General features: G+C 69.2%; 24 protein-coding genes. 14 read left to right on the top strand and 10 right to left on the bottom strand.

Annotated elements, in window-relative coordinates:
• Nucleotides 1-7 precede the first annotated feature (7 nt).
• The gene (locus tag E4M00_RS14230) at nt 8-493 is read right to left on the bottom strand and encodes an Rv3235 family protein (protein ID WP_240037144.1); all 486 of its coding nucleotides are present in this window, start codon (nt 491-493) and stop codon (nt 8-10) included.
• Between the two features lie 155 nt (nt 494-648).
• Between E4M00_RS14230 and E4M00_RS14225 the strand changes: the two genes are divergently transcribed.
• Nucleotides 649-1,251 carry a hypothetical protein gene (locus E4M00_RS14225; RefSeq protein ID WP_135121148.1) on the top strand — a complete coding sequence of 201 codons (603 nt, stop codon included), beginning with the start codon at nt 649-651 and terminating at the stop codon, nt 1,249-1,251.
• Nucleotides 1,252-1,258: 7 nt separating this feature from the next.
• Here the strand turns inward: E4M00_RS14225 and E4M00_RS14220 are convergent, their stop codons facing one another.
• Entirely contained in the window at nt 1,259-1,561 is a 303-nt protein-coding gene (locus E4M00_RS14220) for a helix-turn-helix domain-containing protein (protein ID WP_056164435.1), read from the bottom strand.
• A gap of 130 nt (nt 1,562-1,691) precedes the next feature.
• Between E4M00_RS14220 and E4M00_RS14215 the strand changes: the two genes are divergently transcribed.
• Genes E4M00_RS14215 through E4M00_RS14205 form a run of 3 tightly spaced genes read left to right on the top strand, consistent with a single transcriptional unit; the run spans nt 1,692 to nt 5,115 of the window.
• Nucleotides 1,692-2,315, top strand: coding sequence for a hypothetical protein (locus E4M00_RS14215; RefSeq protein ID WP_135121147.1), 624 nt, complete (start codon nt 1,692-1,694; stop codon nt 2,313-2,315).
• Nucleotides 2,316-2,317: 2 nt separating this feature from the next.
• Nucleotides 2,318-3,598, top strand: coding sequence for a CpaE/TadZ family protein (locus tag E4M00_RS14210; protein WP_193555592.1), 1,281 nt, complete (start codon nt 2,318-2,320; stop codon nt 3,596-3,598).
• A gap of 23 nt (nt 3,599-3,621) precedes the next feature.
• Nucleotides 3,622-5,115, top strand: a complete 1,494-nt coding sequence (locus E4M00_RS14205; protein ID WP_135121146.1) for a sensor histidine kinase — start codon at nt 3,622-3,624, stop codon at nt 5,113-5,115.
• A 64-nt stretch (nt 5,116-5,179) separates the two neighbouring features.
• Here E4M00_RS14205 and E4M00_RS14200 read toward each other — a convergent pair whose 3' ends face one another.
• Complete coding sequence (locus E4M00_RS14200; protein WP_055817493.1) at nt 5,180-5,428, bottom strand: WhiB family transcriptional regulator; 249 nt, start codon at nt 5,426-5,428, stop codon at nt 5,180-5,182.
• A 273-nt stretch (nt 5,429-5,701) separates the two neighbouring features.
• Between E4M00_RS14200 and E4M00_RS14195 the strand changes: the two genes are divergently transcribed.
• Nucleotides 5,702-6,067, top strand: coding sequence for a hypothetical protein (locus tag E4M00_RS14195; RefSeq protein WP_240037142.1), 366 nt, complete (start codon nt 5,702-5,704; stop codon nt 6,065-6,067).
• Nucleotides 6,068-6,091: 24 nt separating this feature from the next.
• On the opposite strand, the gene E4M00_RS14190 is transcribed toward E4M00_RS14195, so the two are convergent.
• The 4 genes from E4M00_RS14190 to aroA all read right to left on the bottom strand — a co-directional run bounded on the left by E4M00_RS14190 (nt 6,092) and on the right by aroA (nt 9,630).
• A complete protein-coding gene (locus tag E4M00_RS14190; protein WP_135121145.1) occupies nt 6,092-6,517 on the bottom strand; it encodes a hypothetical protein in 426 nt (141 codons plus the stop codon).
• 129 nt (nt 6,518-6,646) lie between these two features.
• A complete protein-coding gene (bcp, locus tag E4M00_RS14185; RefSeq protein WP_135121144.1) occupies nt 6,647-7,123 on the bottom strand; it encodes a thioredoxin-dependent thiol peroxidase in 477 nt (158 codons plus the stop codon).
• Nucleotides 7,124-7,153: 30 nt separating this feature from the next.
• The gene (gene rsgA, locus E4M00_RS14180) at nt 7,154-8,206 is read right to left on the bottom strand and encodes a ribosome small subunit-dependent GTPase A (protein WP_135121143.1); all 1,053 of its coding nucleotides are present in this window, start codon (nt 8,204-8,206) and stop codon (nt 7,154-7,156) included.
• Nucleotides 8,203-9,630 carry a 3-phosphoshikimate 1-carboxyvinyltransferase gene (gene aroA, locus E4M00_RS14175; RefSeq protein WP_135121142.1) on the bottom strand — a complete coding sequence of 476 codons (1,428 nt, stop codon included), beginning with the start codon at nt 9,628-9,630 and terminating at the stop codon, nt 8,203-8,205. Before aroA ends, rsgA begins: the two co-directional genes overlap by 4 nt.
• A gap of 141 nt (nt 9,631-9,771) precedes the next feature.
• Between aroA and E4M00_RS14170 the strand changes: the two genes are divergently transcribed.
• From E4M00_RS14170 to E4M00_RS14155, 4 genes are all read left to right on the top strand, one after another.
• Nucleotides 9,772-10,386, top strand: a complete 615-nt coding sequence (locus E4M00_RS14170) for a sigma-70 family RNA polymerase sigma factor (protein ID WP_056164988.1) — start codon at nt 9,772-9,774, stop codon at nt 10,384-10,386.
• Nucleotides 10,383-10,625, top strand: coding sequence for a zf-HC2 domain-containing protein (locus tag E4M00_RS14165; protein ID WP_056164416.1), 243 nt, complete (start codon nt 10,383-10,385; stop codon nt 10,623-10,625). Before E4M00_RS14170 ends, E4M00_RS14165 begins: the two co-directional genes overlap by 4 nt.
• A gap of 84 nt (nt 10,626-10,709) precedes the next feature.
• Nucleotides 10,710-12,920 (top strand): MMPL family transporter, encoded by a 2,211-nt coding sequence (locus tag E4M00_RS14160; protein ID WP_240037140.1) that lies wholly within the window; start codon nt 10,710-10,712, stop codon nt 12,918-12,920.
• A gap of 10 nt (nt 12,921-12,930) precedes the next feature.
• Nucleotides 12,931-13,578 carry a Pr6Pr family membrane protein gene (locus tag E4M00_RS14155; RefSeq protein WP_135121141.1) on the top strand — a complete coding sequence of 216 codons (648 nt, stop codon included), beginning with the start codon at nt 12,931-12,933 and terminating at the stop codon, nt 13,576-13,578.
• A gap of 90 nt (nt 13,579-13,668) precedes the next feature.
• Here the strand turns inward: E4M00_RS14155 and E4M00_RS14150 are convergent, their stop codons facing one another.
• The gene (locus E4M00_RS14150; RefSeq protein ID WP_135121140.1) at nt 13,669-17,514 is read right to left on the bottom strand and encodes a multifunctional oxoglutarate decarboxylase/oxoglutarate dehydrogenase thiamine pyrophosphate-binding subunit/dihydrolipoyllysine-residue succinyltransferase subunit; all 3,846 of its coding nucleotides are present in this window, start codon (nt 17,512-17,514) and stop codon (nt 13,669-13,671) included.
• Between the two features lie 177 nt (nt 17,515-17,691).
• Here E4M00_RS14150 and guaB1 point away from each other — a divergent pair, with 177 nt between their 5' ends.
• The 4 genes from guaB1 to E4M00_RS14130 all read left to right on the top strand — a co-directional run bounded on the left by guaB1 (nt 17,692) and on the right by E4M00_RS14130 (nt 22,163).
• Nucleotides 17,692-19,131 (top strand): GMP reductase, encoded by a 1,440-nt coding sequence (gene guaB1, locus E4M00_RS14145; RefSeq protein WP_135121139.1) that lies wholly within the window; start codon nt 17,692-17,694, stop codon nt 19,129-19,131.
• Between the two features lie 172 nt (nt 19,132-19,303).
• Nucleotides 19,304-20,692, top strand: coding sequence for a hemolysin family protein (locus E4M00_RS14140; RefSeq protein WP_135121195.1), 1,389 nt, complete (start codon nt 19,304-19,306; stop codon nt 20,690-20,692).
• Nucleotides 20,689-21,738, top strand: coding sequence for a hemolysin family protein (locus E4M00_RS14135; RefSeq protein ID WP_135121138.1), 1,050 nt, complete (start codon nt 20,689-20,691; stop codon nt 21,736-21,738). The genes E4M00_RS14140 and E4M00_RS14135 overlap by 4 nt, the downstream gene beginning before the upstream one ends.
• 47 nt (nt 21,739-21,785) lie before the next feature.
• A complete protein-coding gene (locus tag E4M00_RS14130; protein ID WP_135121137.1) occupies nt 21,786-22,163 on the top strand; it encodes a VOC family protein in 378 nt (125 codons plus the stop codon).
• 1 nt (nt 22,164) lies between these two features.
• Here E4M00_RS14130 and E4M00_RS14125 read toward each other — a convergent pair whose 3' ends face one another.
• Together E4M00_RS14125 and E4M00_RS14120 are read right to left on the bottom strand one after the other, a co-directional pair.
• On the bottom strand, nt 22,165-23,262 hold the full coding sequence (locus E4M00_RS14125) for an NADH:flavin oxidoreductase/NADH oxidase (protein ID WP_135121136.1): 1,098 nt from the start codon (nt 23,260-23,262) through the stop codon (nt 22,165-22,167).
• 61 nt (nt 23,263-23,323) lie between these two features.
• Complete coding sequence (locus E4M00_RS14120; protein ID WP_135121135.1) at nt 23,324-23,968, bottom strand: HAD-IA family hydrolase; 645 nt, start codon at nt 23,966-23,968, stop codon at nt 23,324-23,326.
• A gap of 23 nt (nt 23,969-23,991) precedes the next feature.
• Between E4M00_RS14120 and E4M00_RS14115 the strand changes: the two genes are divergently transcribed.
• Entirely contained in the window at nt 23,992-24,840 is an 849-nt protein-coding gene (locus E4M00_RS14115; RefSeq protein ID WP_135121134.1) for an ADP-dependent NAD(P)H-hydrate dehydratase, read from the top strand.
• Nucleotides 24,841-24,876 lie beyond the last annotated feature (36 nt).

Here is a 24,876-nt window from a genome sequence, read left to right as displayed (position 1 = left end):
CGTGCGTCTAGAGCACGTTGATGCTACTCGCGCGCCAGCGGTTGTCGAGGCCCTCGAGACGAATGGCGACTGCGCGCGTGCGTGAGCGGCTGTGCACCATGACGACGGCCTCGACGACGCCGTCGCGCGGCTCGGTCACGATGATGCTGCCGATCGAGATCGTCGGCCGCTGAGCCTGCTGCTTCTTGACCGCGCGTGCCCTGGAGGCGAGCACGACGCGCTTCAACAGGTGCCGGTAGACGTCGTCGGTGACCCAGCGGCTGAGCTGGTCGAGCTCGCGGGCGCCGGCGAGCACCTCCATCACGCAGCGGGTGAGGTTCGACAGCAGGGGCTGGGGGTCGGGGAGCGAGCTGCGTGGCGTCGGCTGGGCCCCGAAGAAGTCGTCGTCGAGATAGCGACCGAGTGCGTTCGCACCGATGATGGACGCCGACGACGAAGACGGTGGTGCTGCGTTCTCGTCCGGCGTCGCGGGAATTGCTGGATCTGGGCTCATGGCGCCGCTTCCAGGACTCGGGGACCGGGGGCGACACCCCCGTCCGGGGGTGTCTGGGGAGACTCAATCATGATGATGGCTCACTTGTCCAGAGTCGTCTCGGCACTGTGGACAACTCCCGTGCCGCCCTGGAGCGACTGGCTAACGTTCCGCACATGCGCTTCGACGACCTGTTCGACGACCTCGAGGGCCAGCTCGAACAGGAGTTGCACGCCGAGGAGGCCGACCTGCGCATCGAGGAGGAGCGGCTGCGCCTCGGCAGGCTGGGTCTCCGCGACAGGATGATGGCGCTGGCACGAGAGCGGTCGACGGACGCCGTCGCGGCGCTGCGGCTCGAGCTGGTCGGGGGTACCGTCGTCGTGGTGCGGCCGACGACGTTCGGCAAGGACTGGCTGGCCGGCGATCTCATCGACGGGTCGCCGTGGCATCCGCAGGGCATAGTCCCGATCGCGGCCGTCGCAGCCCTGGTGCTCGACAGGGCGCAGGTCGACCCCAGCCTCGAGTCGTCGGCCGCGACACAGGATCGCCTGATCGACCGGATCGGCCTCCCGTTCGTGCTGCGCGACCTCGGCCGCCGCCGCAGTTCCGTCGAGCTGGTCACGGCCACGGGATCGCTGCACGGGACGATCGACAGGGTGGGACGCGACCACCTCGACCTCGCGGTGCACGAGGCGGGCACCCCGCGTCGCGATCGGGCTGTGCGTCAGTACAGGGTGGTGCCGTTCGCCCACGTGCGGCTCGTGCGCCTGGTGGGCTGAACCGCGCTCACTCCGACTCGGGTGCCGGCTTCTGCGTCGGTCGCAGGATGCGGCCCTCCGACAGCTCGGGGATGTCGGCGTACGCGGACTCCTGCCAGAGCGACATGCGCCGCGCCTCCTCGTACTGGCCCTCGATGAAGGCCTCGAGCACGACGCGCTCGACGCGCCAGGCGCTGCCGACCCTGATGGCGGGCAACTCGCCGGTGCGCACGAGCTCTGCGGCCTCGGCCACCGTGATCGCGAGGATCTCGGCCGTGTCGGCGAGCGACAGGAATCGCGCGACATCGCCATCGGGAGGAACAGGGGGCATCTGACCATTATCGTCGCCGTCGTCACGTCGACACCGGATGCGCCGCGTTGTGGATAACTCCCAGCGCGCGCGAAGGGGACTCGGCATGATCGGGGGCAGGCTCCGACGCCGGAGTCAGGGGAGGGTGCTCATGGGGGTCGCAGCGACGCAGGCCGGCTCCCGCTCGTTCTGGATCGATCCGCGATTCATCGTCGGCGTCGTGCTCGTGGTGGGCTCGGTGATCGGCGTCTACGCCGTCGTGGCGACCGCCGACCGCACGACGCAGGTCTACGTGGCCCGCGACGCCCTCATCGTCGGCCAGACCGTCGATGCCGACGACCTCGTCGCCACCAGCGTGCGCCTCGGCGATGGCGCCGGTGTGTACCTGTCCGCAGGCGGCCCGCCGACCGACGGCCTGGTCATGACCCGCTCCGTGCTCGCCGGGGAGATGGTCCCGGCATCCGCGGTGTCGACCACGACCCAGGCTGGACTCACCAGCGTGGTGGTGACGGTGAGCGGGCGTCTGCCCGAGAGCATTGCACCTGGGACCGTCGTCGATCTCTGGGCCGCACGGGCCGCGAAGACCGACGGCTTCGATCCGCCGGTCGTCCTGGTGTCGGATGCGACCGTCGCCGTGGTGCGCGAGGCCGACGGCTTCCTCGCCGACGGAGACGGCCGGGCCGTCGAACTGCTCGTGCCCCGCGACGACGTCGCCCTGGTGCTCGAGGCCATCGCCGACGACGATGCGCTCTCCGTCGTGCCCGGGAGCGGCTGAGGATGGCCGCCATCGCCCTTCTGCTCGACAGGGCAGTGGAGGACGCCCTGCTCGCTGACATGATCGAGCACGGCCACTCCGTCGTGGCCAGGGCCGCATCCGCGCGGGAGCTCGTCCTCATCCTCGATGGGCTGGAGCTCGACGCCGTCGTGGCGTCCGCCGCCGGCATCACCCGCGAGCTCCTCGACGTGTGCGACCGCCGCGGAGTGCGGGTGATCGGCATCGCGGCGAACGACAGCGGGCGCCGGCATGCGTCAGAACTCGGGTTGTTCGAGGTGCTCCCGGCCGATTCCACCTGGGACGACGTCGAGAACCTGCTGGGGCACAGGGGGCCGCCGCCCGTCGGAGTGCCCGCCCCGCTCGTCGACAGTCCGGTCTCGGGCGTGATCGCCGTGTGGGGGCCGACCGGAGCGCCGGGGCGCACGACACTCGCCGTCAATGTGGCCGCCGAGGTCGCGGCCCGGGGGCACTCGGTACTGCTCGCCGATGTCGATCCGTACGGCGGCACCATCGCGCCGGCGTTGGGCCTCCTCGACGAGGTCCCGGGCTTCGCTGCGGCTTGCCGCCTCGCCGGTGCCGACAGCCTCACCCCGGCCGAGCTCGATCGCATCGCCCAGCGCCACGGCACCCGCGATGGCGCCTTCAGGGTGCTCACCGGCATCAGCCGTGCCGCCCGGTGGCCGGAGCTCGGGGGCAGCCGCGTGACGGCCGTCCTGGACGCCTGCAGACGGTGGGTCGACGTCGTGGTCGTCGACACCGGATTCAGCCTCGAGTCCGATGAGGAGATCTCGAGCGACCTGTTCGCTCCTCGGCGGAACGGTGCCACCATCGCCGCGCTGCGGGCGGCCGACCACGTCATCGCGGTCGGGGGCGCCGATCCGATCGCCCTGCCACGCTTCCTCCGCGGCTACGCCGACCTCGCCGAGGCCATCGAGCCGCAGCGGGTGAGCGTGGTGATCAACCGGCTGCGCAGCAGCGCCTCCGGTGTCGGGGCTGCAGGGCACGTGCTGGCGACGCTGCGCCGGTTCGGCGGCATCGAGCGGGCGCACATCGTGCCCGACGACCGCCGCGGCGTCGATGCCGCGGTGCTGGCCGGCGGCACGCTCCGCGAGGTGTCGCGGCGGTCGCCGGCGAGGCTGGCCATCGAGCGCTTCGTCGAGGAGCAGGTGGTGCCGCGACCGGATGCGGCCCCGCGGCGCGTCCGGCGGCGGACACGAACAGCATCCAGAGCAGCAGCCGGTACTCAGACGGTCGTGGCATCGTCACCGTCGTCCGGACGCTGAGACATCCCCGCTACGCTGGAAACGTGTCGACGCTCAGTGATCTCGTACTCGCGCAGGGGCGCGGCAGCCAGGCCGACGTGGATTGGCTGCACATGCTCGTGGCTGACGGTCAGCTGATCGCCGACCTCGCGTTCGCCGACCTCGTGGTCTGGGTGCCGACGGCGGCCGGCAGCTTCGTGGCCGTGGCGCATGCGCGTCCGTCGAGTGCCGCGACGCTCTTCTACCGCGACTTCGTCGGCCAGGAGATCCGGCAGGAGTGGGTGGCCCAGGTCACCGAGGCCTTCGAGACGGCCCGCATCGTCGACTCGTCGACCCCTGCCTGGTACGAGGAGACGCCGACGCGGGTGCGTGCCGTGCCCGTGATGCGCAGACTCTCGCCGACGGGATCGAGCATCACCGACGAGCCGATCGCCGTGCTCACCCGGCACACCAACCTCAGCGAGACACGCACGCCGAGTCGCCAGGAGCTCACCTTCAACGAGTGCGCGAACGACCTGTCGGCGATGATCGCCTCGGGCGACTTCCCCGACCTGGGTGCTCCGACGGGTCCGCGCCGCGGTGCCCCTCGTGCCTCGGACGGCCTGATCTGCCTCGACGTCGACGGCACGACCACCTTCGCCAGCCCCAACGCTCTCTCGGCGTTCAACCGCATGGGATTCGCCGACGAGCTGGAGGGCGAGTCCCTCGCCGAGGTGACCACGCGGGTGCTGAGCGGGTCGCTCGTCGCCGACGAGTCGCTTCCCCTCGTCGTCACGGGCCGGGCGCCCTGGCGCACCGACATCGAGGCGCGCGGGGTCACGGTGTCGCTGCGCGCCATCCCGATCCGCAACAGGGGGGAGCGCATCGGCGCCATCATCCTGAGCCGCGACGTGACCGAGCTGCGCCACCAGGAACGCGAGCTCATCACGAAGGACGCGACGATCCGCGAGATCCACCACAGGGTGAAGAACAACCTGCAGACCGTGGCGTCGCTGCTGCGCATCCAGGCGCGGCGCACTCACTCCGACGAGGCGCGGGAAGCCCTCACCCAGGCCATGCGCCGCGTCGCCGCCATCGCCGTGGTGCACGACACCCTGTCGGAGGGCCTCGCCCAGAGCGTGGACTTCGACGCCGTGTTCGACCGGGTGCTGCTGCTCATCGCCGAGGTTGCATCCGCCCACAACACGACGGTGCATCCGAAGTCCTCGGGCAGCTTCGGCGTGCTTCCGAGCGAGTACGCCACCCCGCTGGCCCTGGCGCTCACCGAGCTCGTCACGAACGCCGTGGAGCACGGCCTCGCCGGGCGCGAGGGTGATGTCGAGATCATCGCGTCGCGCACCGAGGACACCCTGAGCGTCAAGGTGCGCGATACGGGATCCGGCCTGCCGGAGGGCAAGGTGGGATCCGGCCTCGGCACGCAGATCGTGCGCACGCTCATCCAGGGTGAGCTGAGCGGCACCATCGACTGGCACACCGTCCTCGGGAGTGGGACCGAGGTCACCATCGACATCCCGTTGCGCTGGCTCACCAAGCCGTAGCGGCGAGGTGACAGCAAGAACGCGCCCTCGCGGACGAGGGCGCGTTCTGCTGTGCTTCGGTCGGCTAGGAGGCGCGACGGGCGCGAGCGGCGCGGCGCTTGAGTGCGCGACGCTCGTCTTCGCTGAGGCCTCCCCAGACGCCCGAGTCCTGACCGGTCTCGAGGGCGTACTGCAGGCAGATCTCGGTGACGTTGCAGCGCGAGCAGACGGTCTTGGCCTTCTCGATCTGGTCGACGGCGGGTCCGGTGTTGCCGACCGGGAAGAACAGTTCGGGGTCTGCGGTGAGGCAGGCGGCCTTGTCGCGCCAATCCATGGGGGTGCTCCTTTGTATTGCGGGGGTGCATGGCCGTATGGCCTCAGAATGCAACGGGGGGTGAAGGTCAAGTTGCAGGAAGTAAACTCAGGAGTGAACAGCTCACGACCCTGTGAGCAAAACTTGACCTCAAATATGGTCGCATAGTAAAAGAATCGGATCAATAGTTTTGAATGGGATAACCCTGTGAATGCCCGTCCTGTTCGGGGGTCAGAACCTGAGGATTCCCCCAGTGCGCCGGTTCGTAACAGGGCTCTGATCGCGGTTCTTCGCGTGATCCTGTTCGCGGAGGCCGCCCTCGTCATCGGGGTCGCCGTGTGGTTCCTGCTCGAGCTGTTGACGGCTGAGCCGAGCTCGCTGACGAGCGCCGTCGCCATCTTCGTGATCGTCGTCATCGCGGCCGTCTTCGTGACGGCCATCGCCATCGGCGCAGCGCGGGACAGGCCGTGGATCCGCGGGGCGGCCGTCACCTGGCAGGTCCTGCAGATCGCCATCGCGGTCGGCTGCTTCCAGGGTCTCTATGCCCGCCCCGACATCGGCTGGGCCCTGCTGGTGCCGTCCGTGGCCGTCATCGTGCTGCTGCTCGTGCCCGGTGTCCGCGTGGCATTCACGCGCGAGCTGGAGCGGCCGGCCTACTGAGCCTGCACGAGGCCCACTCGCCGGCTACTTGACCGGCACCTCGATGACCGAGTCGAGCACGCGCACGATGAGCGGCTCGGTCGTCGTCGTCTTGGTCGGCGTCCAGAACACCGTGGTGTGCGGAACGAGGTCCATGGTGCAGGGCTGGTCGGGGAGCGGGGCGACGGTGACCTCCACCTCGTTGCCCTCGTACGCCGGCTTGACGACCGAGATGTCCGTGCCGACGTACGGGCATGTGGAACTGCCCCACAGGATGACGGCGAGCTCGCCGCCGTCGTTCAGGTAGAACGCCTGGGGAGCGCCGTCGGTGTCGACCGGGATCTTCTCGGACGTCGTGATGTCGTCGGGGACACCGGAGAAGTCCTCCACCGCCTTGCCGCTCGGCGTACATCCGGTCAGGAGGATGAGCAGGAGAGCTGCGCCGGTGGTGGCGATGACGTGTCGTTTCATCTCAGGTGTCTCCCATGTCCGGGGCGATCGAGCAATCCAGTCGAAGTCGGCGCCTCAGTGCGCCGGACTGGTCCCCAGCGTAGCGAGAACATCGGCCTCGGCATCGAGGAAATCTCCGCCCGGCGCAGATCAGTCGATGCCAAGCTTCCGGCGCAGCATCGAGATGTGCCCTGTCGCCTTGACGTTGTACAGCGCGTGGCTGATCACGCCGGCCTCGTCGATCACGAAGGTCGAGCGCAGCGTCCCGGTGACGATCCGTCCGTAGGAGTTCTTCTCGCCCCACGTTCCGTAGGCGACGTGCACCGCGAGATCCTCATCCGAGAGCAGGGGGAAGGGGATGGAGTCCTCCTCCTGGAACCTCTTGAGCTTGGCGACGGCGTCCTTCGAGATGCCGAGCACCTGGTACCCGGCGCCGGCCAGCGACGCGAGGTTGTCGCGGAAGTCGCACGCCTGGGTGGTGCATCCGGGAGTCATGGCCTCGGGGTAGAAGTACACGATGACCCGGCGACCCGCGTAGTCGGCGAGGGAGACGGGTGCGCCGTCCTGGTCGAGGAGGGTGAAGGCGGGCGCGGTGTCGCCTGTCTGCAGGCGGAACGGTTCGGTCATCCCTCCATCCTCCCGCACGGGAGCGACGGGTCAGAACGTCGGCCGCTCCGAGAACGTCGTGAGCAGGCGCTGCAGGGAGTCGAGGCGTGCGACACCCTGTTCGCCGAGCTCTCCGGCTGCCACGGCCTCGTTGATGGCGCAGTCCGGGGCATCGGGGAGGTGCGTGCAGCCGCGCGGGCAGCGCTGGGCGATGGCGTCGAGGTCGGTGAACGACTTGAGGATGTTCGCCGTGTCGACGTGCCCCAGGCCGAAGGAGCGCACGCCGGGGGTGTCGATGGCCCAGCCACGGCCGGCCGGAACGTCGATGCGCAGTGACACCGTCGACGACGAGGTGTGCCTTCCCCGACCCGTGACGGTGTTGACGACGCCCGTCGCCCTGTTCGCGTCGGGCACCAGGGCGTTGACGAGCGTGGACTTCCCGACCCCGGAGTGGCCGACGAACACGGTCTCGTGTCCGATGAGGTCGGCCGTGATGATGTCGAGGGGGATGTCGTCGCTGCGGCTCGTGAAGACGGTGAGGCCGAGGCCGGCGAAGTTCGCGAGGAACTCGGACGGGTCGGCCAGGTCGGTCTTCGTGACGACGAGCATCGGGCGGATGCCGGCGTCGTAGGCGGCCACGAGGTAGCGGTCGACGAGCCGCACGCGCGGCTCGGGGTTGGCCGCGGCCACCACGATGAGCATCTGGTCGGCATTGGCGACGACCACGCGCTCGATGGCGTCGGTGTCGTCGGCGCTGCGACGCAGCAGCGTGGTGCGCGGCTGGATGCGGACGATGCGGGCGAGCGTGCCGTCGTCACCGGTCGAGTCGCCGACGATGTCGACGCGGTCGCCGTTCACCACGGGTTGCTTGCGTAGTTCGCGGGCGCGGGCAGCTGTTACCTCGTGCTCGGTCTCGAGGTTCTCGTCGACGAGCACCGTGTAGCGCCCACGGTCGACTCCGAGCACGCGGGCGGTGATGGCCTGCGCGTAAGCCGGTCTGGTCTTCGTGCGCGGACGATTCGCCTTGGGATTCGGACGGACCCTGATGTCGGCCTCGTCGAACTCGGGCTCGTCCTCGTCGTCGTCGGACTCCCACCAGCTCATGCCCGGGAACCCGTCCCGAGCGGAGGGAGGTCGATGGTGGTGTCCGTCGTCGCCGATGCCACCGCCGTCCCACCGGTGCCGAGCATCGCGTGCCAGAGCTGTGGGAACTGGGGGAGGGTCTTCGCCGTCGTGGCGATGTCGTGGATCTCGACCCCGGGAACCGCGAGGCCGATGATGGCGCCCGTCGTGGCCATGCGGTGGTCGGCGTAGCTCTTCCAGACGCCGCCGTGCAGGGGCGCCGGCTCGATGCGCAGGCCGTCCTCCAGCTCGGTCACCCGTCCGCCGAGGCCGTTGATCTCTGCGGCCAGGGCGGCGAGACGGTCGGTCTCGTGGTGGCGGATGTGGCCGATGCCCGTGAACTCGCTCGGTCCGTCGGCGAGAGCTGCCAGGGCGACCAGGTTGGGAACCAGCTCGCCGCCCGTCGACAGGTCGAGGGTGACGCCCCGGATGCCGTCTCCACCGCTGACGGTGACACTGTCGCCGTCGCGCTCCACGGTCGCCCCGAACAGCGGCAGCAGGTCGAGCAGGTCGTTGCCGACCTGCGTCGTCTCGGCGGGCCAGCCGGGGATGGTGACGCTGCCACCGGTGACGAGGGCTGCGGCGAGGAACGGCGCGGCGTTCGAGAGATCGGGTTCGATGGCGACATCCGCGCCAGCGATGGAACCGGGGGCGACGATCCAGTGGCCGATCTCGGGCTGGCGAACCACGACTCCGCGCCGGGCCAGCGTGGCGATCGTCATCTCGATGTGGGGCTGGCTGGGGAGGCGCTCGCCGTCGTGGCGCAGGTCGAGGCCGCTCTCGAAGCGGGCGGCCGCCAGGAGCAGGCCGGAGACAAACTGGCTGGTGAGCGTCGCGTCGATCGTGATCGCGCCACCCGCGACGCTGCCGCTGCCGTGCACAGTGAACGGCAGGGCGGCACGGGCGTCATCGTTGATGTCGACGCCGAGGTCGCGGAGCGAGGAGATCGTCGTGGCCATGGGCCGACGGCGTGCGCCTTCGTCGCCGTCGAAGGTCGTCGGGCCGAGGGCGAGACCGGCGACTGGGGGCAGGAAGCGCATGACCGTGCCCGCGAGGCCGCAGTCGATGGTGGTGGATCCGGTGAGCTCCTCGGCCGGCGTGATGATCAGGTCGGGACCGAAATCGCCGCCGCCCGCCGTCTCCTCGATGCTCACGCCGAGCGATCGCAGGGCCTCGATCATCAGGGCGGTGTCACGGGAATGCAGGGGAGCCCGCAGGCGGGAGGGGGCATCCGCCAGGGCGGACAGCACGAGCTCGCGGTTCGTCAGCGACTTGGAACCCGGCAGGGCGACGACGGAGCGCACGCCGGCGGTCGCCACGGGTGCGGCCCAGAGCACGTCGGGGTCGTCGGGGCTTTCATCGCCGTAGGGATTGAAGTCCGGTGCGGAATATCGCGAGATGAGCATCGGTTATCACGATAGTCGGTGCAGAAAAGACGGATGGAGGCATCAGTGAGTGTGACAGGCGTGCTCGAGCGCGATTCGGCGATAGCCGTATCCGTCTCCCCGTCGACCCTCACGGAGCGTCAGCATCTAGGATGGCCGGTGATGAATCCGGAACCAGCCGAGGAATCCGAGCCCGCTCTCGGAACACTGTTCGAGCAGCAGGCCCTGCCCTTCATGGACCAGCTGTACGCAGCAGCCATGCGCATGACCAAGAACCCGGCGGACGCCGCGGATCTCGTTCAGGAGACCTTCGTGAAGGCGTTCGCCGCCTTCACGCAGTTCGAGCAGGGCACGAACCTGAAGGCCTGGCTCTACAGGATCCTCACCAACACCTTCATCAACACCTACCGCAAGAAGCAGCGCGAGCCCTACCAGGGCACGATCGACGAGCTCGAGGACTGGCAGTTGGGCGGAGCCGTCTCGACGACGGCCATGTCGAGCCGGTCCGCCGAGGCCGAGGCGATCGATCATCTGCCCGACAGCGCGGTGAAGGATGCCCTCCAGGCCATCCCCGAGGACTTCAGGCTGGCGGTGTACCTCGCCGACGTCGAGGGATTCGCCTACCAGGAGATCGCCGACATCATGAAAACCCCGATCGGCACAGTGATGAGCCGTCTGCACCGTGGCAGGCGAATGCTTCGCGAATCACTGGCCGAATACGCGGCGGAGCAGGGCATCGGCACGACGCCCCCCGCCCAGACCAGGAGCAGCAGATGACCGACTGTGGATGCGACAAGGCCAAGGCCGAACTCGAGGAGTACCTGCACAACGAGTTGTGCAGCGCTGACGCGCAGGACATCCGCGATCACCTGGCGAACTGCCCCGACTGCACGTCGGAGCACCACGTCGGACGCGTGCTGACCGAGGCCGTCCAGCGTGCCTGCAAGGAGGCTGCTCCCGAGGAGCTGCGCGCGCAGGTCCTCGCGAGCCTGCGTTCCCTGCAGGCCACGCACTAGGAGCGGACGCGTCGGCCTGATCGCCGGCGGACCCCGAAGATTTTCGTTTCGTCACAGAGAAGCTAACTCGGTTAGCATTGGCGGGTGAGCTCCTCCCAGAAACCCGCAGCCGCGTCGCCGTCCCGTGTTCCGGTATGGCTGAGGGTCACCCTCCCCGCCGTCCTGATCCTCGTCTGGTTCGGCCTGTTCGGCGCCGGCGGCGCCTCGTTCGGGTCACTCAGCAGCGTCGTCGAGAACGACCAGTCCCAGTTCCTTCCGGCCGACTCGGAGGCCACGCAGGTGCAGGAGCTCCAGGAGGGCTTCCGCGACGGCGACGTGATCCCGGCGATCGTCGTCTACCAGCGCGATGGCGGGTTGACGGATGCCGACGACTCGGCCATCGACGCCGACGCCGAGTACTTCCAGGAGATCGAGGGAGTCATCGGCGACGGCGTCTCGCCCGCCGTGGTCTCCGAGGATGGCGAGGCCGCCGAACTGTTCGTGCAGATCGACGCGAGCGCGGAGACGAAGGACGTCGTGGGGGAGATGCGGGAGCGCATCGCCGACACCGCCGTCGACGGGCTCACGGCATCCGTCACCGGACCGGCCGGCTTCACCACGGATCTCGCCGGCGCCTTCGCGGGCATCGACGGGATCCTGCTCGGGGTCGCCCTGCTGGCCGTCTTCATCATCCTGATCATCGTGTACCGCTCTCCGCTGCTGCCGGTGATCGTGCTCGGCACCAGCCTGTCGTCGCTCTGCGCGGCCGTGCTCGCCGTCGTCTCGCTCGCGAAGGCCGACATCCTGCTGCTGAACGGCCAGACCCAGGGAATCCTGTTCATCCTGGTCATCGGCGCGGCCACCGACTACTCGCTGCTCTACATCTCGCGCTATCGCGAGGCACTGCACGTGCACGAGCGCAAGTGGGATGCCACCATCGCCGCACTCAAGGGCGCGTGGGAGCCCATCCTCGCCTCGGGTGGCACTGTGATCGCGGGCCTGCTCATGCTGCTCGCCAGCGAGCTGAACTCCAACAAGATCCTCGGCCCCGTCGCGGCCATCGGCATCGTCTTCGCCCTGCTCGGCTCGTTGACCCTGCTGCCGGCGCTGCTGCTCTGGGCGGGTCGCGTCGCCTTCTGGCCCGTGCGCCCGAAGGTGGCCGCGCACACGGCCGCCGACGACGAGATCGCGACGAAGGGCGTCTGGCCGTGGGTCGCGCGCCTCGTGGCCAGGCGACCGCGACTCATCTGGATCGTCTCGACGCTCATCCTCCTCGTGCTCTCGCTCGGCGTCACCCAGCTGAAGGCCGACGGCGTCCCGACCAGCGAGTTCGTGCTCGGTGAATCCCAGGCCCGCGACGGCCAGGCCGTGCTCGGGGAGCACTTCCCCGGCGGCTCCGGCACCCCCGCCGTGATCATCGCCCCCGAGGACTCCCTGCAGGAGGTCGCCGACATCGCCCTCGGAACCGACGGTGTCTCCGACGTCGCCGTGCTCTCCGAGGACTCGCCGAGCGGTTCGCTGCCGGTCACCACCGAGGGCATCCAGCCGCTCGGCCCTCCCGGAACCCCCGCCGGCGAACCGACCGTCGTCGACGGGCAGATCCAGCTGAACGCGACCCTCGACTACGCCAGCGACTCCGACGAGGCCGAGGCCGTCGTGGCCGACCTGCGCGACCAGCTGGCGGCTGTGGGCACGGATGCCGACCCCGTGCTCGTCGGAGGAGCCACCGCCGTGGCACTCGACACCAAGAACGCGGCCATCCACGACCGCAACCTCATCATCCCGCTGGTGCTCGGCGTCATCCTGCTGATCCTCATGCTGCTGCTGCGCTCGATCGTCGCGCCGGTGCTGCTCATCGCCACGGTGGTGCTCTCGTTCGGCGCCGCGCTGGGCGTCTCCGCGGTGGTGTTCAACGGCGTCTTCGGCTTCGCGGGGGCCGATCCGACTGTCCCGCTGTTCGGCTTCGTCTTCCTGGTGGCGTTGGGGGTGGACTACAACATCTTCCTCATGACCAGGGTGCGCGAGGAGGCGATCGTGCACGGCGCCCGCGAGGGCGTGCTGCGCGGACTGGTCGTGACGGGCGGCGTGATCACCTCCGCCGGCCTCGTGCTGGCCGCGACCTTCGCCGCCCTCGGCGTCCTGCCGATCCTGTTCCTGGTGCAGCTGTCGTTCATCGTGGCCTTCGGCGTGCTGCTCGACACCTTCCTGGTGCGCTCGCTGCTGGTGCCCGCCCTCGCCTACGACATCGGGCGCGCCGTCTGGTGGCCGTCGAAGCTGGCGCGCGCCGAGCAGCCGGAGACGGCCGAGCGGCGATAGATTCTCAGCCATGGGTTCTCGGATCGTCGCCGCCGTCTTCCGCCTGTTCTTCGCCGCCCTGTCGTTGACGGCCGTGGGGGTGCAGTTCTTCGCGGTCACGGTGCCGCAGGGGCACAGCATCCTGAACTTCTTCAGCTACTTCACGAACCTCTCGAACATCATCGTCAGCATCGTGTTCATCGTGAGCGCCGTCAGGCTGCTGCGCGGTGTCGCACCGAGCATGTCGGACGTCGCCGTGCGGGGTGCATCCGTCGTCTACATCGCGTTCGTCGGCCTGGTCTTCAACACCCTGCTGCGCGATGTGGACCTGGGCGGCCTGATCCCGTGGGTGAATGCCGTCGTGCACTTCATCGTGCCGATCGCCGCCGTCGTCGACTGGCTGATCTGGCCGCCGCGCCGCCCGCTGCCGTGGAGCTCGGTGCTCTACTGGATGATCTTCCCGGCGGTCTACGTGGCGTACTCGCTCATCCGCGGTGCCATCACCGACTTCTACCCGTACCCGTTCTTCAGTCCGGTGATCCAGAACGGCTATGGGGGAGTGGCCGCGTACTGCGCGGTCATGATCGTCGGCTTCCTCGTGTTGGCGGTTCTGATCCGCTGGCTGGGCAACGCCCTCGGAGCCGCGCGCGTGCGCCGGGACGAGGCATCCGTCGCCTGATCCCGCGCGCGATGGCGGAACGAGAAGAGGCCGGCTCCCTGACGGGACCGGCCTCTTCTCGTGCTCGACGCGTGAACGCGTCGCCGCACGTTACAGCGTGAGCGCCTGCTTGATGAGCTCGGCCTGCTCCACCGCGTGACGCTTGGCCGAACCCGCTGCGGGGGCTGCGGATGCCGGACGCGAGATGACGCCGACGGGCCGCGGGCCCAGCTTGCTGGTCTCGAGGATGAAGTACGGCCACGCGCCCTGATTCTCGGGCTCGTCCTGGATCCAGTAGAGCTCGGCGTTCGGGTACTGCGCGGCGACGTCCTTGATCTCCGCGGCCGGGAGCGGGTAGTACTGCTCCAGGCGCACGAGGGCGATCTCGGGGTTCGGGTTCTTCTCGAGCTCGGTGCGCAGGTCGTAGTAGACCTTGCCCGCCATGAACAGGACGCGCTTGACGGCCGCCTTGTCATCGATGCGCACGTCGTCGATCACGGGCTCGAACCGGCCGCTCGTGAAGTCGGCGATCTCGCTGGTCGCACCGCGCAGGCGCAGCATGGCCTTCGGGGTGAACACCACGAGCGGGCGACGCGGGCGCATGTAGGCCTGCCGACGCAGCAGGTGGAAGTACGACGCCGGCGTCGAGGGACGCGCAACCGTCATGTTGTTCTCGGCGCAGAGCTGCAGGAAGCGCTCGATGCGCGCCGAGGAGTGGTCGGGACCCTGTCCCTCGTAGCCGTGCGGCAGCAGGAGCACGACGCTGGAGCGCTGGCCCCACTTCTGCTCGGCCGAGGAGATGAACTCGTCGATGATGGTCTGCGCACCGTTGGCGAAGTCGCCGAACTGGGCCTCCCACAGCACCAGCGCATCCGCCCGCTCGACGGAGTAGCCGTACTCGAAGCCCATGGCCGCATACTCGCTGAGCAGCGTGTCGTAGATCCAGAACCTGGCCTGGTTCTGCGACAGGTTGGCGAGGGGCAGCCACTCCTGGCCGTTGGTCCGGTCGTGCAGAACCGCGTGGCGCTGGACGAACGTCCCTCGGCGGGCGTCCTGGCCGGCGAAGCGCACGGGCGTGCCCTCGGTGAGCAGGGAGCCCAGTGCGAGCAGCTCGCCGAACGCCCAGTCGACGCCGCCGTTGCGGCTCATGTCGAGGCGCTTCTGCAGCAGCTGCTGGAGCTTGTTGTGCACGGTGAAGCCGGACGGCTTGTTGTTGAAGGCGTCGCCGATGAGGTGCACGACCTGCTCCGAGACGCCGGTGGTCTCCGGCTCGCCGGACGCGTCGCTCTGGTCGTCCTCGCCGATGGCCGTGATCGGGGTGGTCTGCGCGGCGTGAGTCTCCTGGAAGGCGCGCTCGAGGCGGTCCTGGAAGTCGGCGTGCGCCTGCTCGTACTCCTCCTCGGTGATGTCGCCACGACCGACGAGAGCCTCGGTGTACAGCTTGCGGACGCTGCGCTTGGCCTCGATGAGGTTGTACATCAGCGGCTGGGTCATCGAGGGGTCGTCGCCCTCGTTGTGACCGCGGCGGCGGTAGGAGATCAGGTCGATGACCACGTCGCGGTGGAACTCCTGGCGGTACGCGTAGGCGAGCTGGGCCACCCGCACGACGGCCTCGGGGTCGTCGCCGTTCACGTGGAAGATCGGCGCCTGGATGGTCTTGCCGACATCGGTCGAGTAGATCGACGTGCGACCCTCGGTGGGCGGCGTGGTGAAGCCGACCTGGTTGTTCACGACGAGGTGGATGGTTCCACCGGTGCGGTAGGCGCGCAGCTGCGACATCTGCATGGTCTCGACGACGACACCCTGGCCCGCCATGGCGGCGTCGCCGTGGATGAGGATGGGGAGGGTCGAGAAGGTGCCGACAGGCTTGCGGTCCTGCTTGGCTCGCACGATGCCCTCGAGCACGCCGTCGACGGCCTCGAGGTGCGACGGGTTCGCGGCGAGGTACACGCCGATCTCCTCGCCGTTGGCGCCGGTGAAGGTGCCCTCGGTGCCGAGGTGGTACTTGACGTCACCCGATCCGGAGCCGGCCATGTGGCCCTCGAACTCCTGGAAGATCTGGCCGTAGGTCTTGCCCGCGATGTTCGTGAGCACGTTGAGGCGTCCGCGGTGGGCCATGCCGATGGCGACCTGGTCGAGGCCGTCCTCCGCAGCGCCCTGGAGGATCTGGTCGAGCAGGGCGATCGTGGACTCGCCGCCCTCGAGGCTGAAGCGCTTCTGGCCGACGTACTTGGTCTGCAGGAACGTCTCGAAGGCCTCGGCCTCGTTGAGCTTGCCCAGGATGCGCATCTGCTCGTCGTGGGTGGGCTTCTCGTACTTGCGCTCGACCTGCGCCTGCACCCAGGCACGCTGGGCGGGGTCCTGGATGTGCATGTACTCGATGCCGGTGGTGCGGCAGTACGAGTCGCGGAGCACACCGAGGATGTCGCGCAGCAGCGCGGAGCGCTTGTCGCCGAAGCCGCCGGTGACGAACTCGCGGTCGAGGTCCCAGAAGGTGAGTCCGTGGCTGGAGATGTCGAGGTCGGGGTGCGAGCGCTGCACGTACTCGAGCGGGTCGATGTCGGCCATGAGGTGGCCGCGCACGCGGAAGGCGTTGATGAGCTCCTGCACGCGAGCCGTCTTGTCGATGGCGCTGGCGATGTCGACGCTGATGTCGGGCGCCCACTCGATGGGGGCGTACGGGATGCGGAGGGCGGCGAAGATGTCGCTGTAGAAGGTGCGCTTGCCCGTGAGCAGCTCGTGCACGATCTTGAGGAACTCGCCGGACCCGGCACCCTGGATGACGCGGTGGTCGTAGGTGCTGGTGAGGGTGATGGTCTTGCCGATGGCGAGGCCGGCGAGGGTCTTCTCGCTGGAGCCCTGGAACTCGGCCGGGTACTCGAGGGCGCCGGCGCCGATGATGCAGCCCTGGCCGCGCATGAGGCGGGGCACCGAATGCACCGTGCCGATGCCGCCGGGGTTCGTGAGCGAGATCGATGCGCCCTTGAAGTCGTCGGCCGTGAGCTTGTTCTGGCGCGCACGGGACACGAGGTCCTCGTAGGCCGAGAGGTACTCGCCGAAGGTCATAGTGTCTGCACGCTTGATGGCCGGGACCAGCAGGGCACGCGAGCCATCGGGCTTCGGGATGTCGATGGCGATGCCGAGGCCGATGTGGGCGGGCTTCACGATGGACGGCTTGCCGTCGACGTCCTCGTAGTAGACGTTCTGGCTCGGGAAGTCCTTGAGGGCCTGGATGAGTGCCCATCCGATGAGGTGGGTGAAGGAGATCTTGCCACCGCGGGAGCGCTTCAGGTGGTTGTTGATGACGATGCGGTTGTCGATCATCAGCTTGGCCGGGATGGTGCGCACGCTGGTGGCCGTGGGCACGGTGAGGCTGGCGTCCATGTTGGTCGCCAGGCTCTTGGCCATGCCGCGCAGGGGCGAGACCTCGTCCTGCGGTGCCTCGACGGCGCCGTCCTTGATGACCGCCTGCGGGCTCGTGATGGGCACGTCCGCGGGAACGGGCAGCGGCTTCGGCGCGACCGACGTGGTGCGGGCCGCCGGCTGCGAACCGATGATCGGGATGGGAGCCGTGAGCGGTCGCGACTCGGAGGCGGGTGTGTCCTGGGCCGCCGGTGCCGCCGCGGGAGCTGCCTGGGCCGCGGGTGCCGACTGGGTCTCCGGGGCCGCCGGTGCAGCGGATGCCGCCGGCACGTTGTCGGGGGCCTCGCCCGTGGGGGCAGCCTGTTCACCGGTCGGAGCGTCGACGCTCGGAGCATCGGCGGTCGCACGGGCTGCGGCATCCGCCTTGGCCTGCGTCTGGGAGTGGTAGGTCTCGAGGACCGGCCACCACGCCTCATCGACGGAGTTCTTGTCGACGATGTACTGCTCGTACATCTCGTCGACGAGCCATTCATTGGCTCCGAACTCGGCCGATGCCGCTTCGTCTGAACTTGCTCCGGTCAATTGGCTCGACACAGCCGATCGCCCACTCTCTCCGTTGATTCCCTGCAACTTGTCAACCCGCCGTTCCAGACGACGAGCACGCACCGTGACAAGCCTAATCCTCTTTACCGGCGGCTCGGTTCCCCCGAATGAGGCATCTGCTCGTTCGCAGGGCTGCAGGAGGCTGTGCCGAGGTCTAGCGTGGGAGGCATGGAGTTCTATCGGACCGCGCCGACCCACGACCTCACCTACTCTGACGTCTTCCTCGTGCCCAGCCATTCTGAGCTGAAGAGCCGGTTCGACGTCTCCCTGGCCCCGGATGACGGCACCGCCGCCACGATCCCGATCGTGTCGGCGAACATGAACTCGGTCACGGGTCCCCGTCTGGCGGCGACGCTCGCCCGCCGCGGCGGACTCGGAGTCCTTCCCCAGGACATGAACCTGCAGGAGCTGGACGCCGCCATCCGGTGGGTCAAGGACCAGCCCGTGGAGTTCGACACCCCCCTCGTGCTGAGTCCCGACGACACCGTGGCCGACGCCCTCGTCAGGGTTCCGGCGGTGCAGGGGCACGGCATCGTCCTGAACGACGCGGACGGCGCCTACCTCGGCGCCATCGCCGCAGCTCGCCTCGAGACCGCGCTGCCCGACGCCCGACTCGGCGACCTGCTGCACGGCCGCATCACGGCCATCGACGCCGAGGACGTCGACAGCGCCCGGGCGGCCTTCGAACTGATGCTCGCCGCCGACCTCGAGTTCGTGCCCGTGCTCAGGCGGGGTGCGGTCGTCGGGACGCTCAGCCGCAAGAGTGCGCTGCGCGGCACCATCTACTCGCCAACGCTCGACGCCGACGGCCGCCTTCAGGTCGCCGTCGCCCTCGGCATCAACGGCGACATCGCCACCAAGGCGCAGGCCTTCGCCGCGGCCGGTGTCGACGTGCTCGTGATCGACACGGCCCACGGCCACCAGGAGGGCATGCTCGAGGCGATCCGCACGGTGAAGGCCCTCGGCCTCGGCCTGCCGATCGTCGCCGGCAACATCGTGACGGCGGATGCCGTGAAGGATCTCGTCGACGCTGGAGCCGACATCCTCAAGGTGGGTGTGGGTCCCGGCGCCATGTGCACCACCCGCATGATGACGGCGGTGGGGCGCCCGCAGTTCTCGGCCGTGCTCGAGACCGCGGAGGCCGCGCGTTCGCTCGGCGCCCACGTCTGGGCCGACGGCGGGGTGCGCTACCCACGCGACGTGGCACTGGCGCTCGCCGCCGGAGCGTCATCCGTCATGATCGGATCGTGGTTCGCCGGCACCATCGAGGCCCCCGGTCAGCTCGCGGTCGACGGCGGGGGTCGCCTGTACAAGGAGAGCTGGGGGATGGCGTCGACCAAGGCCGTGCGCGAGCGCTTCGGCCGCCTCGACGCGTTCGACCTCGCCCGCAAGGAACTCTTCGCCGAGGGCATCTCGTCGAGCAAGATCTACCTCGACCCGCTGCGGCCCTCCCTCGAGGACCTCCTCGACATGATCACCTCCGGACTGCGCAGCTCCTTCACGTACGCCGGCGCCCGCTCGCTCGCCGAGTTCTCCGACCGCGCGCTGGTCGGCATCCAGTCGGCCGCCGGCTACGAGGAGGGCAAGGCGCTGCCGGTCAGCTGGTAGCCCTATGGCGCCGCGCGGCCGAAAGGCGACAGCGCAGAGCGCCTCTTCGCAGGGGAATGTCGCATCCGAGCCGGATATACTCGGCTGACAATGGATGACCCGCCCAGTAGCACCCCCGGCCATAGACCCTCGCCCGTGAACTGCGGAGGTGTCGCCCGTGTCTGAGTGGATCATGCTCGGCATCGGCCTCATCCTGACCGTCGGCACGGGCTTCTTCGTTGCCAGCGAGTTCGCGCTGGTCAACCTCGATCGAGCCGATCTCGAGGCGCGCCGCGAGCGCGGCGAGACCCGGCTGCAGATGACCATCTCCGCCCTGGCGCAGACGTCGACGCATCTCTCGAGTGCGCAGCTCGGCATCACCATCACGACGTTGCTCACCGGCTACATGTTCGAGCCCGCGATCAGCTCGCTGCTTGCTCCGACGCTCGAGGGGTGGGGCATCCCGGATGCCGTCGCCGTCGTCGCGTCGACCATCGTCGCCGTGACCCTCGCCACCCTGCTGTCGATGATCCTCGGCGAGCTGATCCCCAAGAACCTGGCCCTGGCGCTGCCGCTGAAGACGGCGAAGTTCGTCATCCCGTTCCAGACGGCGTTCACCTGGGTGTTCAAGCCGGCGATCATCGTGCTGAACGGCAGCGCCAACGGCATCCTGCGCATGGTGGGAGTCGAGCCCAGGGAGGAGCTGTCCGGCGCCCGCACGGCCGAGGAGCTCTCGAGCCTGGTGCGCCGCTCGGCGAGCGCCGGCGTGCTCGAGCGCGACACGGCCAGCCTGCTCAACCGCACGCTGCTGTTCGCCGACCACACGGCATCCGACGTCATGACTCCCCGCCCGCGACTGGTCAGCATCCAGCGCGCCGAATCCGCCCATGCCGTGCTGGAGCTCGCCTCGCAGACCGGTCACTCCCGGTTCCCCGTGATCGACGAGGACGTCGATGACGTCGTCGGTTTCGTGCACGTGAAGCAGGCCATGGCCGTGCCCCGCTCCCGCCGTGCCGACGTTCCCGTGTCGGCCCTGCAGTCCGAGGCACTGCGCGTTCCCGAGACGATGCGCCTCGACGTGCTTCTCGCCGAACTGCGCGGCCGCGGTTACCAGATGGCCGTCGTCGTCGACGAGTACGGCGGGACCGCCGGCGTCGCGACGCTGGAGGACCTGGTGGAGGAGCTCATCGGCGAGGTCGCCGACGAGCACGACAGGTCACGCGCCGGCATCGTGCGCCGTGGCCGTGCCATCAGCTTCCCGGGCATGCTGCGCCCCGATGAGCTGCGCGAGAGCACCGACCTGATCGTTCCCGAGGACGGCACCTACGAGACCGTCGCCGGATACGTGATGAGCGAGCTGGGCCGACTCCCCGTCGTCGGAGACACCGTGCTCATCGAGAGCGGCGAGCTGACGGTCGAGCGTCTCGACGGCCGGCGCATCGACAGGCTGCGCTTCACCCCCGACGAATCCGAGGTGGCCCCCGTTGCCGACGTCGACGGCGTGAAGCCCGTCAAGCCCGCCAAGCCGGCCGTGGTCGACGTTCCGGCGCGAGCCGCCGACAGGAAGGGGGCGCGCTCATGAACGACTGGGCCGGAATCCTCTGGCTGGCCGTGCTGCTGGTCGTCAACGCCTTCTTCGTCGGATCGGAGTTCGCGGTCATCTCCGCACGCCGCTCCCAGATCGAGCCCCTGGCCGAGAAGGGCAGCCGCCGCGCGAAGACGGCGCTCTGGGCGATGGAGCACGCGACGCTCATGCTGGCAGCCTGCCAGCTCGGCATCACCGTGTGCTCGCTCGTGATCCTGAACGTCTCCGAGCCCGCCATCCACCACCTGCTGGAGGGTCCGCTGAGCCTCACCGGCTGGTCGGAGGAGGTCATCGGCACCGTCGCCTTCATCATCGCGCTGGTCATCGTGACCTACCTGCACGTGGTGCTCGGCGAGATGGTTCCGAAGAACCTCTCGTTCACGGCCCCCGACAAGGCCGTGCTGCTGCTGGCGACCCCGCTCGTCTTCATCGCCCGCATCTTCCGTCACGTGATCGGCGCGTTGAACGCCGTCGCGAACGGATCGCTGCGTCTGCTCGGCGTCGAGCCCAAGTCGGAGGCGAACAGCACGTTCACCCTCGAGGAGGTCGCCACGATCGTGAGCCAGTCCAAGCGCGAGGGAGTTCTGAAGGACTCGAACGGTGCGCTGAACGCCGCCTTCGAGTTCACGACGAAGAAGGTCCGGGATGTCGCGGTGCCGCTGGACGAGGTGGTCAGCCTCCCCGAGACCCTCACGCCGACAGCGCTCGAGCGCGCCGTCGCCAAGCACGGGTTCTCCCGTTACCTGGTGATCGACGAGGACGGGACGCCGGCGGGCTACCTGCACCTCAAGGACGTCATCGACCTCGACCTCACGAGCGACGACCAGCCCGAGCGCCCGGTTCCGCCGAAGCGCATCCGTCAGCTGGCCTCGATGTACGAGGGGACGGACCTCGAGGACGCCCTGGCGTCGATGCGGCGCACGGGCGCGCACCTGGCCCAGGCGTTCGATGCCGAGGGGCGCACGACGGGAGTGCTGTTCCTCGAGGACATCATCGAGGAACTCGTCGGAGAGGTGCAGGACGCGACTCGACGGAGCCGCTGACCGCCTGCGGGCGTACCATGGAGCGGGGCTCAACAGAAGGAATGCTCATGTTGACTGCGAAATCCGCTGCCGCCGTCCTCCCCGCCTCAGACCTCGATCGCGCGCGGCAGTACTACGAGGACAAGCTCGGCTGGAAGCCCGACGGCCAGGACGCCGGTGGGCTCATGTACACGGTCGGCGGCACGTCCGTGTACCTGTACGAGACGACGTTCGCCGGAACGGCTCAGAACACCGCCCTGATGGTGGAGGTGGGCGACCTGGAGTCGTCCGTCGCCGAGCTGCGCGCAGTCGGCGTCGTCTTCGCCGACTACGACCTGCCCGGCCTCAGGACCGTGGACGGCATCGCCGACCTCGACGGCGAGAAGGCGGCCTGGTTCACCGACAGCGAGGGCAACATCATCGCCCTCGGTCAGCGGAGCGGCTGACTCACCACGTCCCACCGCTCACGGCGGGCTTCGCGCGCACGTACTGCGGCGGCCAGTAATCGAGTTCGACGCCGAGTTCGTCGGCGGCGCGCAGGGCGAAGTGCGGGTCGCGCAGGTGGGCGCGGCCGAGCAGCACGGCATCCGCCTGCCCGGATGCCACGATCTCCTCAGCCTGCTGCGGCGTGGTGATGAGGCCGACGGCGGCGACGGGGACCCCCGCCGTCGTCTTCACGTACTCGGCGAACGGCACCTGGTACCCCGGACCGAGCGGGATGCGCACCTTCGCGATGTTGCCCCCGCTGGAGATGTCGAACAGGTCGGCTCCGGCCTGCTGCGCCCAGCCGGCCACCACGGCGGTCTGCTCCTCGTCCCAGCCGCCGTCGGCGTAGTCGCTTGCCGAGAAGCGCACGAGCACCGGGTAGTCGTCGCCGACGGCGTCACGGACCGCTGCGACGATCTCCAGGAGCAGTCTGGCGCGGTTCTCGAGCGATCCGCCGTACTCGTCGGTGCGCAGGTTGCTGAGCGGGGAGAGGAACTGGTGCACGAGGTAGCCGTGGGCGGCGTGGATCTCGACGAGGTCGAAGCCGGCCCGCTTCGAGCGCGCAGCGGCCTCGGCGAAGGCGTGCACGATGACGGCGATGTCGGGGCGATCAAGTCCCTCGGGCGCCGCGTATTCGCCGAAGGCGAGGTCGGAGGCCGAGACGGTCTGCCAGCCGCCGTCGGCCGGTGCCATGCTGCCGTGCTGCTCGTGGCCCCACTCCGGCCAGGTCGACGCCTTGCGGCCGGCGTGGGCGAGTTGGATGCCGGCTGCAGCGCCCTGCGTGTGGATGAAGGACACGATGCGCGCCCAGGCAGCCGCCTGCTGGCCGTTCCAGATGCCGGTGTCCTCGTCGGAGATGCGGCCGTCGGGAACCACGGCCGAGGCTTCGGCGATGACCAGACCGGCCCCGCCCATGGCCATGGCCCCGAGGTGGGCCAGGTGCCAGTCGTGCGGCACGCCATCCTTCTTCGTCACCGAGTACTGGCAGAGCGGCGGCACCCAGAGTCTGTTGCGGATCGTGAGCGAGCGCACGGTGATGGGCTGGAACAGTGCTGACAAGGGAACTCCGGGAGTCGAGGCGAGCTGTCGGACAGGGGTGAACTTGGGGGAACGGATGCGGTCAGGCCGCGAGCTCCTCCAGGAAGCTGCGCAGTCCGTCGGCCGAGGTGAACACGTGGCCGGTGATGCCGAGGGCCTCGGCGCCGGCGACGTTCTCCGCCTTGTTGTCGATGAACACCATCTCGGCCGGAGTGATTCCGAGGGTGTCGAGAGTGTGACGGTAGATGGCGGCATCCGGTTTCACGACCAGGACCTCCGCGCTCACGACGACGGTCTCGAAGAGGGGGCCGAAGGAGCCGTTGCGGAAGTAGCTGGAGAAGTCGCGCCCGGCGTTGGAGAGCAGCGCGAGCCTGGTGCCGCCGGCGGCGAGGTCCTCGAGCACGGCGGCGGTTCCGGGGTTGACGCTCAGCCAGCCCACGAAGTCGATCGCCCAGATGGAGTGCACTTCGGCGGGCGACCATGAGGCCCCGGTGGCGGCGGCGATGCCGGCCCAGTAGTCGGCGATCGACAGCGTGCCCTGATCGAGAGCCTGACGGCCGGCCTCGTACGCCTCCCAGAACACCTCGGCGTTCGTCGGATCGATGCCGGCCACCTCGAGCAGGTCGCGGCGGTTCTCGGGCGTGGGGGAGAAGGAGATCACCTCGCCGTAGTCGAAGACGACGACGCGGCCGGGCAGGTGGATGGGGTTCGAGGCTGTTCCATTCATCCCCTGCAACCTATCGTGAGAGCATGACCGGTTCCGCAGAACGCCTGATCTGGACGGCGGAGGACGCTCGGGAGTGGATCGCCGTCCCCACTGCCGACGACGACAAGTACTCCCGGGGCGTGCTCGGCGTGATCACGGGGTCCCACGACTATCCCGGCGCAGCTGTGCTCGGTGTGGAGGCCGCCGCGCGCACCGGTGTCGGGATGGTGCGGTACACGGGCCCGAGGGCCGTCGGCGGCATCGTGCTCGCCCGGCGTCCCGAGATCGTGACCCAGTCCGGACGTGTGCAGGCGTGGCTCATCGGATCGGGCATGAATGCCGGCCGGCGCACCTTCGTGCTCGGCGGGGAGATCCAGCAGGCCCTCGCCCAGGGAGTGCCGACGGTGCTCGACGCCGGGGCGCTCGACCTGGCGCCCGACGCCACGGGTCCGACTGTCATCACCCCGCATGCCCGTGAACTCGCCGAACTGCTCTCCCCTCGGAGTACCGAGGCGACGCTCGATGCCATCCGGGCGGATGCCGCGACCTGGGCGGCCCGGGCGGCGGACGAGTTCGCCGTGACCGTGCTGCTGAAGGGGTCGACCACGCACGTGGCATCACCGGGGTCCCCGAGCTATGCCGTGACGGATGCGCCGGGTTGGCTGGCCACCGCCGGAACCGGCGACGTGCTGGCCGGCATCCTCGGCGCGCTGCTCGCCACGAACACCGAGCGCATCGCCCGCGACCCGGCTCTCGCCCTGCCGGCGCTCGCCGCGACGGCGTCGTTCCTGCACTCGCGCGCGGCCGATCTCGCGTCCGGTGGCGGGCCGATCACGGCACTCGACGTCGCCGAGCACGTTCCGGCCGCCATCGCGGCGCTGCTGCGCGACTGACCCGACACGCATCCGCAGCTCGACGAGAGCTGTCAG

Origin of the sequence: Orlajensenia leifsoniae (assembly GCF_004570845.1) — a bacterium.
Classification (GTDB): Bacteria; Actinomycetota; Actinomycetes; order Actinomycetales; family Microbacteriaceae; genus Orlajensenia; species Orlajensenia leifsoniae.
The sequence above is the reverse complement of the archived record's forward strand: the minus strand, read 5'-3'. Positions and strand labels throughout refer to the sequence as shown.

Excerpts from the sequence above, each read along its gene's own strand:
- E4M00_RS14230 (WP_240037144.1), bottom strand. The coding sequence starts at position 493 with ATGAGCCCAGATCCAGCAATTCCCGCGACGCCGGACGAGAACGCAGCA.
- E4M00_RS14225 (WP_135121148.1), top strand. The coding sequence starts at position 649 with ATGCGCTTCGACGACCTGTTCGACGACCTCGAGGGCCAGCTCGAACAG.
- E4M00_RS14220 (WP_056164435.1), bottom strand. The coding sequence starts at position 1,561 with ATGCCCCCTGTTCCTCCCGATGGCGATGTCGCGCGATTCCTGTCGCTC.
- E4M00_RS14215 (WP_135121147.1), top strand. The coding sequence starts at position 1,692 with ATGGGGGTCGCAGCGACGCAGGCCGGCTCCCGCTCGTTCTGGATCGAT.
- E4M00_RS14210 (WP_193555592.1), top strand. The coding sequence starts at position 2,318 with ATGGCCGCCATCGCCCTTCTGCTCGACAGGGCAGTGGAGGACGCCCTG.
- E4M00_RS14200 (WP_055817493.1), bottom strand. The coding sequence starts at position 5,428 with ATGGATTGGCGCGACAAGGCCGCCTGCCTCACCGCAGACCCCGAACTG.
- E4M00_RS14190 (WP_135121145.1), bottom strand. The coding sequence starts at position 6,517 with ATGAAACGACACGTCATCGCCACCACCGGCGCAGCTCTCCTGCTCATC.
- bcp (WP_135121144.1), bottom strand. The coding sequence starts at position 7,123 with ATGACCGAACCGTTCCGCCTGCAGACAGGCGACACCGCGCCCGCCTTC.
- rsgA (WP_135121143.1), bottom strand. The coding sequence starts at position 8,206 with ATGAGCTGGTGGGAGTCCGACGACGACGAGGACGAGCCCGAGTTCGAC.
- aroA (WP_135121142.1), bottom strand. The coding sequence starts at position 9,630 with ATGCTCATCTCGCGATATTCCGCACCGGACTTCAATCCCTACGGCGAT.
- E4M00_RS14170 (WP_056164988.1), top strand. The coding sequence starts at position 9,772 with ATGAATCCGGAACCAGCCGAGGAATCCGAGCCCGCTCTCGGAACACTG.
- E4M00_RS14165 (WP_056164416.1), top strand. The coding sequence starts at position 10,383 with ATGACCGACTGTGGATGCGACAAGGCCAAGGCCGAACTCGAGGAGTAC.
- E4M00_RS14155 (WP_135121141.1), top strand. The coding sequence starts at position 12,931 with ATGGGTTCTCGGATCGTCGCCGCCGTCTTCCGCCTGTTCTTCGCCGCC.
- guaB1 (WP_135121139.1), top strand. The coding sequence starts at position 17,692 with ATGGAGTTCTATCGGACCGCGCCGACCCACGACCTCACCTACTCTGAC.
- E4M00_RS14140 (WP_135121195.1), top strand. The coding sequence starts at position 19,304 with ATGCTCGGCATCGGCCTCATCCTGACCGTCGGCACGGGCTTCTTCGTT.
- E4M00_RS14135 (WP_135121138.1), top strand. The coding sequence starts at position 20,689 with ATGAACGACTGGGCCGGAATCCTCTGGCTGGCCGTGCTGCTGGTCGTC.
- E4M00_RS14130 (WP_135121137.1), top strand. The coding sequence starts at position 21,786 with ATGTTGACTGCGAAATCCGCTGCCGCCGTCCTCCCCGCCTCAGACCTC.
- E4M00_RS14120 (WP_135121135.1), bottom strand. The coding sequence starts at position 23,968 with ATGAATGGAACAGCCTCGAACCCCATCCACCTGCCCGGCCGCGTCGTC.
- E4M00_RS14115 (WP_135121134.1), top strand. The coding sequence starts at position 23,992 with ATGACCGGTTCCGCAGAACGCCTGATCTGGACGGCGGAGGACGCTCGG.